5 protein-coding genes are annotated in these 7201 nt (G+C 69.2%); 1 reads left to right on the top strand and 4 read right to left on the bottom strand.

The annotated features are described in order from the left end of the window. A partial coding sequence (locus tag ACWDU1_RS26540) for a tetratricopeptide repeat protein (RefSeq protein ID WP_450002542.1) occupies positions 1-762 on the top strand: 762 nt, incomplete at its 5' end. A 12-nt stretch (positions 763-774) separates the two neighbouring features. Here ACWDU1_RS26540 and ACWDU1_RS26535 read toward each other — a convergent pair. The 4 genes from ACWDU1_RS26535 to ACWDU1_RS26520 form a co-directional block, all read right to left on the bottom strand. Next, the gene (locus tag ACWDU1_RS26535) at positions 775-2415 is read right to left on the bottom strand and encodes an ABC transporter (RefSeq protein WP_450002540.1); all 1641 of its coding nucleotides are present in this window, start codon (positions 2413-2415) and stop codon (positions 775-777) included. Then, on the bottom strand, positions 2412-3884 hold the full coding sequence (locus ACWDU1_RS26530) for a glycosyltransferase (RefSeq protein WP_450002544.1): 1473 nt from the start codon (positions 3882-3884) through the stop codon (positions 2412-2414). The genes ACWDU1_RS26535 and ACWDU1_RS26530 overlap by 4 nt, the downstream gene beginning before the upstream one ends. Continuing rightward, a complete protein-coding gene (locus ACWDU1_RS26525; RefSeq protein WP_450002539.1) occupies positions 3878-5332 on the bottom strand; it encodes a hypothetical protein in 1455 nt (484 codons plus the stop codon). Before ACWDU1_RS26525 ends, ACWDU1_RS26530 begins: the two co-directional genes overlap by 7 nt. A 2-nt stretch (positions 5333-5334) precedes the next feature. Next, on the bottom strand, positions 5335-7201 hold a 1867-nt coding region (locus tag ACWDU1_RS26520), incomplete at its 5' end, for a hypothetical protein (RefSeq protein WP_450002537.1).

The raw sequence follows: 7201 nt of genomic DNA, 5'->3' as shown, positions 1-7201 counted from the left end.
GCGAAGCTCGGCAGCCGATACCGGGGAATCGAGATCCGGGCGGGTGCGGATCCCGAGCACGCGGCAGATCGTGCGGACATTCCCCGGCGCCGGCCGCCGTGGCGTCGCACCAGCGGCGTGGGGGCCCGGGCCGAATACGAGAGGGCGCTGACGCTGCTGAACGCCACCGACGACCCGGACGCGGTTCCGCAGGCGGTCGAGCGGTTGCGAAAAGCCTGGTGGCGGCTGCCGCGTGCGGACGCCGCGAACCAGGTCCGGGTGCTCACCGCCCTCGCGGTGGCCTATATCCGGCAGGGCCGCCTGGACGCGGCCCAGGACCGGCTCGAACTGGCCGCATTGCGCGCCCGCGACGCCGGGGACGACGACGGGTGGGCGCGGGCCCAGGAACTCACCGCGGTGGTCCATTGGACCAGGGGCGAGCCCAGAGCGGCATTGCGCTGCTGGCAGCGTGCCCTCACGATCTACCGTGACCTGAGCGACGCGGACGGTATCGGCCGCACCCTGCACAACATCGGCGCGGCCGCGCTGAAGGCGCCGGAACACGGGGATCTGCTGCTGGGCGGCGTGGAAGCGCCCGCCGCGATGGAGGTGCTCCGGTACGCCCACAGCTGGCTGGCCGAAGCCGCCCGCCGAGATCCGGCTCCGGCGTCCGCGCGGCAGTACACGGTCGACGCCGCGGCAGCGCGCGGCGGAGCGGTGGCGCCCCCGATGGGCCGATGGCCGCTCGAGGTCCGTGATGTGGGCGGGCCCGATCCCGGATAGTGCAGGCCACGATCAGGACAGAACCCGGTACAACCGCCAGGTGGGCTGGTTGTCGCCGTCGTTGGGGATCTCCAGTTCCAGGGTCGCGATATCGGCGCCCGTCTCGTAGAGGGTCGGATACCGCACGTTCACCGCGTCGGAGGTGCCACGGCCGCTGTTGGGGACCGCGAGAATGTAGCGCACACCGTGGGCGGCGGGGTCGTTGAGCACGGTGATGAAATCCTGATCCGACGGGATCACGAACGTTTTCGGCCGGTCGGTGGCGGTGAAGACGGCGAATCCGTACACCGTGTCCATCAGTACCGAGGATTCCGGCAGTCCGAGATCGTCGATATAGCCGGCCATCTCCCGTTCGGTATCGAAAGAGGCGATGATCCGCCGCTCCTGCGACCGGGTGGCGGAGGTGTCGGCCGGGTCCGGGAAGAGAATCTCCCGCAGGGCGTACTGCTGCACCGAGAGTGTCGGTGACAGCATGAAGGCGCCGGTGACCAACGGTGTCGCCACCACCAGTGCCGCGGCGAGAATCGCGGGCGCCCGCCGCCATCCGGGCACGGCGATCCGCGGCCGGCGGTGACGTCCGGGCCGCCGGGCGTGCAGGGCGCCGCGGGCGGGCACCAGCTGAGCGGCCAGCACGACCATGAGCGGGGTCGCGCTCATATAGAAGCGCAGAAACGGAAAGGTGGTGCCGGTCATCTGGTTGCGGGTGGCGAACGCCAGCACCGCGCCGAAAACGAGCCCCGCGACCAGGACTTCGGCGTCCCGGCGCCGCCACGCCAGGACCAGGCAGACCGGTACGAGAACCGGTAGCACCGGCCCCAGGATCATGATCTCGCTGATCGAGTACAGGAATCCGAACAGCGGGGTCACCGTCGCACCCGAACCGCTCTGCGCGACGATGGCGGTATTGCCGTAATCGGAGGTGAACTGCTGGAAGGGTTCGCCGGTGATGAGCCAGCTGGTCACGGTCCACACCACGAAGGCGATCCCGATGGGCGCCGCGACCAGCACCGCGTCCATGGCGGTGTCGGTGATCCGGTCCCGGCGCGGGCCACGGGCGCGCCGCCAGGTCACCACTGCGGTGAACACCGTGACCCCGGCGGCGACGGCCAACGCGTCGTAGCGGGTGAGATAGGCGAGCGCGAGCGCGGTACCGGCGACCGCGAGATCGTGGACGTCGTCGGTGTACAACCAGCGGATCAGCCGGCGCGTGGCCCAGCACAGGAAGAAGACGAACGGAGCCTCGCTCATACCGTTGGCCGCGTAGAACACCACCATCGGGTTGAGCGCGAAGACGGCGGTGAGCAACCACATCAGCCAGGCAGGGATCCCGCGGTCCAGGCAGATACCCCGGATCTGCACCACCGCACCCGCCATGAACGGCGCCGACATGAGCACTCCGGTGAGGTTTAACGAGGTGATCACCGGCCACCAATGACTCAGCACGACCACCGGTAACTGGATGAGCGTGGTGAGCGGGGTGAAGATGAAACCGATCGCCGCCAGATGCGGATCCCGGCTGAACAGCGCGCTGCGCGCGGCCGAGGTGCGGCTGAGCGAATCGCCGAAGATGTAGTGCGGTTCGATCGCCAGGTACAGGCCTGCCGCGAGGTAGGCGAGCGTGGCCACGAGGAACAACCACCGTGTGGTCCTCATGGCCGCGCGCCCGTCGGCTCCGGGGTCTGCGTCCCGGGCAACCCGTGAAATGTCTTCTCCCAGTAGGACGGTTTGACGATCAGCTGATAGGTGCCCTTGATCGCCGCGATACTCATCAGGACCCAGTACAGGGGTGCGGTGACGGCCGCCAGCAGCAGTGTGGTGAGCCGGCTCTCCCGGCAGGCGACCAGGTTCATGTACATCACCGCGGTATTGCCGACGACCAGGCAGAACAGTGCCGGAAAGTAGACGTACGGCGGGAACTGGTCGTGGATGGCGTCGGGCTGGCCGAGCAGCCAAGCCAGGGTGATGAGCCAGAACAGCATATTGAGGCAGGCGATGAGCGGGGTGCCGGCCAGCAGCGTGGTGAAGCGGGCGAAACCACGCGGCCCGAGTTCGCGCCACAACCGGACCGGCCGGCGCATATGCACCAGCCAGGTCTGCAGATAGCCCTTGTACCAGCGGGAGCGCTGTCGGATCCAGTTGATCGGGTCGCTGTTGGCCTCTTCCCAGGTCACCGAGTCGAGGACGGCGGTGCGGTAGCCGTTGGTGGCGATTCGGACCCCCAGGTCGGCGTCCTCGGTGACATTGAACGGATCCCAGGCCCCGATCCGGTCCAGGACCGTACGCCGCAGATGGTTGGAGGTGCCGCCCAGCGGAATCGGCGCGTCTCCGCGCATCAGCCCCGGCAGGATGAACCCGAACCAGAGCGCGTAGTCGGCGGTGAACCAGGCGGTGAGCAAGTTCTGTCCGCCGTTGTGGAAGGCCAGCCTGGCCTGGACGCAGGCGGTTTCGGGAGGTAGCCGCCGGAACGCGACCGCGGCCCGGCGTAATTGAAGCGGATCGGGACGGTCCTCGGCGTCGTAGATGGTGACGATCTCGCCGGTGGCGAAATGCAGGCCGAAATTGCAGGCCTTCGGTTTCGTGCGGGGCTCGGCGGGCGGTACCTCGACGATATGCACCCACTCCGGTGAGTCCACGGCCCGGGCGGCGGCGATGGTGGCGTCGTCGTCGGCCTCGAGCAGGAGCAGCACCTGCAATTTGTCCGCTGGATACCGGAAGTCGGCCATATTCGCGATCACGGTGGCGATCACTTCCGGTTCGTTGAAGGCCGGCACCAGGATGGTGTAGCTCGGCAGCCCGGCCTCGTCGGCGGCGAGTGCGTCGGCGTCGGTCACGGTGACGATGCTGCGGCCGTCCAATCCCCGGTAGAACAGGATCAGCCGGTCCACCAGCGTCCACACGTAGGCGGCCGTGCACAGCACGGTCAGCGTGATCAGGGTGCCGACGCGCGCGAAGACGGCGCCGCCCACGAGCAGGGCCAGCAGTGCGAGGAGGGTCCAGCGTTGCCAGGCGACCACCACCGTCGCGGCCGAGGCCTCCGGGTGCCGTTCTCGGAGCCCGTGTACCGCGTCGTACAGGGCGGCGTCGACCCGCTCCTGCGGCGCGCCCGGATCGTCGTTCACCAGGGTTGCACCTCCACGAGTTCGCGGGCCAGGGTGGTGAGCAGATCGGCGTCCTTGAATTCGGGTTCGGCGTCGGTCAGCGCGCTGACGCCGCGGGCGAGCAGCGCGATGGTCCCGCCGGTGAAACCGGCCAGGGTCGGCTGGGGCGGCAGGAAATATGCGTCGGGTTCGTGGTTGTCGACGGTCATCACGGTGACGCGCTGGATATGCGCGGCATCGCGGCGCCACACGAAAGTGAGATAGTTCCAGGTCAGGTGTATCTGTTCGTCCACGATCGAATACATGGCCGCGGTGATGTCGCGGCCGATCGGAACCGATCGCGGCGGATTGCTGACGCGCGAGTGGCGCAGATCGTAACTGAGCAGAGTGGGCGTGATATCGAGCGCGGCACCGTAGCGCACGGTCAGCAGATCGATCTGGGCGGTGCGGTTGCGGCCGATGACGTCCCAGTCCGGATTCGGTTGCCGGGTCCGGATGGTCTGGCGCAGGAAGGTGGAGTCGCTGCTGAAGTAATGCGCCGGCCAGTCCATCTCCTGTAGCCCGGTCTCGCGCCAGCCGGGTGGCACCACCAACCCCGTCTCGCCCTGATAGGGCGGTCCGGCCGCGACGTTCTCGCCCTCCGGTTTCGGCAGCGGGGTCAGGGTGAGCACCACCGCGACCGCGGCCAGCGCCGCGACCGAGTACCACGGGCGCTCGGTCGGGATATCGACGCGTGGACCACCGGCCGGCGGTATCAGGGGTTCGCGCAGGAGCAGAGCGCAGGCGCCGACCACCACGGCGGTCACCGGGAGGACCCCGCCGAGCACGACCGAGATCCGGAGCTCCGGGAATCGGAGCGTCACCAGCGCGAACACGGCACTGTCGACGGCGATCGCGAGCGCGGCGACCCCGATGACCCGGCCGCGGCCGCGCAGGAAGCCGTAGGACAGGCACAGGGACGTGGTCACGATGAGAACGAATGTGTACGCGAACCGTCCACCACCCAGCGCGATCGCGAGGAGCCGATAGAACACCGGGTTCACGACCAGCAGCAGAACCCACACGGCCCAGTAGCGCGCGGTGGCCCGCAGGCCGAACAGCAGGACCGAGCCGGAGAGCACGAACAGGACCAGGGCGAGCACGTCGTAGTGGAACAGCTCATAGAACGGGGCGTAGCGGGGAAGCAGCAGCCGTTGTACGGCGAGTGCGATGAGCAGGCCGATGACGCCGACGATCACATCGGTTTCGCGATCGTGAATGGGTAGTACGGGTCGCCCGCGCCGGCGGACGCCGAGCACCGGTGCCAGCGCCGAGATCGCGAGCACCAGCAGATAGCCGATGCTGGTGCCGTCGCTCGCCCCGGACCAGATATCGACGAGGGTGCGCCGGAACGCGAGAACGGTCAGCACCACCAGGATCATCCAGCGGAGCACGAGTCGGCCGGCCCGGCCGGTCGCGGCGCGGCCCGTCACGGTCAGCGTCGGTTCGCCGGGCGCAGGCCGCGCGCGGCGAACCAGAGCACCACGATCAGGCCGATGATCAGGAGTAGGCCGGCCACGACGAGTAGTACCCGCATGGTGGTGGTGACCGAGGCCGTGGAGTCGGCGGGTGCCGTTGTGTCGGTGGGCAGGGCGTAGTCGACGGGTTCGCGGCCCGCGGCCGTGAACAGGATGTCGCCGGACAGTGCGTACCACCCCTCGGGCCGGGCGGACACCCAGTCCAGGGTGCGGCCGAGTTCGCCCGGGCCGGCATTGCTGGTGGCGACCAGGAGTTGCCGCTCACCGTCGTAGTAGCTCTGCAGTGAGGCGAAACGCAGATCGGGGGAGAGTTGCAGTGCGGTGGTCGTCCCGTCCCGGTCGGTCACCTGCAGGCGGGTGTCGTCGGTTTTGCTCAGCGGTGGTGAGATACCGTCCAGCGCCCGGCCGTCGGCGGCGATGAGAACGGCCGGGCGGTTGCCCGCCACGACGTCCGGTACCGAGGTCCACTGTGGCGCGAGCCGGGTGGAGGTGAGCGACTGCAGACCGCTCGTGATCGTGACGGCGCGGCTCAGATCCTCGAAATCGCCGGTGGTGGCCGCGACATCGAAGTCCGGCAGCAGTGCCGCCGGCAACGCCTGGAATCCGTCGGGGGGCCCGCCCGGCGCCGGCTCGCTGGTGACCTCGCTACCGGGCAGGATCGTCAGGGTCAGCGGCTGGTCGGTGCCGCAGCGGCCCGTATCACCGGTGGTGCGCAGCGTCACCTGCACCGGAGTGTCACGCTGCAGGACCTCGTCCGGGATATCGATCCAGCGGTCGATCTGCCCGGACGGCTCGGCGGCCCAGCTGGTGAGTTCCCGATCGCCGGCCGTCACCACCAGCTGGCCGGCCTGGCTGGGCGGTAACGGTGTGTAGTGGCCCCGGAGTGCGACGCGGATACCGCCCGAGGGCCGGCCGAGCCGGGACTGGTCGAGGCCGAATCGAACGCTGACCTGGGCGTGCGAAGCGGCCCGGAGGTCGCCCACCCCGAGCTGCCCGAGTGTGGTCGTCTCGGGGGCCAGAATCGGCGGTTGATCCAGGGAACCCGCTACCGCGCGGCTGCCCACGGCGAATTCGGATACCCGGCTGGTGATCAGCCGGATCTGGTTCATCAAGGCGTCACCGCTGCCGGTGACGAGCATGGCCGGTGGCCCGGTGGCCGGGGTGAGGGTGGTGGCCGCGTCCCCGCCTTCCCGGATGGCGATGGAACGGGTGAAATCGTCGTCGGGTTCGGTGACGGCGCCGTCGGGCGCGAGCCGGCGCAGGCTCACCCGGACCGGCTGGCTGCCGTAGTACGCGACGATCGCGGTGGACAGCGACAGTGCCGCGGTGGACTCCGGGTCTGAGGGCGTCTCCGGGACGTAGACACGCAGTTCCTGCAGGACAGGGGGCAGGAAGTCGGCGATCACCGTCGGTGTCCGCGGCGCGCCGGTGTAGGAAACCCGGATATCGCGCAGCACGGCGCCGTGATCGAACCAGTCGTCGGGGCAGCGGCCCAGTGCGGGGAACAGATTCACGTGCACGGTGAGTGTCGCGGCCCGTTCGTCGATTGTGGCCTCGCCGAGGGGGATGGTGACCGGTACCCGGGTCGCGGGTCCGGCGGGCAGCTCGGCGTACCCGATGACGCGGTCCCGGGATTCCACGTCGACCGTCCCGCGTTCCAGATCCGCGGGCAGGTCTACGGCCATCGTCAGCGCGGCCGGTGTCATTCCCGGTGGCACCGGTATCGCGAGGTCCACCTGGTCGTCGTCGCCGCGCAGGGTGATCGGATCACCCAGACCCAGCTCCCGGGCCGGGAATTCGGTGGTCCCGCCCGGTGCGGAGGTT

Source organism: Nocardia sp. NPDC003345, from assembly GCF_053589395.1.
This window is presented reverse-complemented; position numbering and strand designations above follow the sequence as displayed.

Excerpts from the sequence above, each read along its gene's own strand:
- ACWDU1_RS26535 (WP_450002540.1), bottom strand. The coding sequence starts at position 2,415 with ATGAGGACCACACGGTGGTTGTTCCTCGTGGCCACGCTCGCCTACCTC.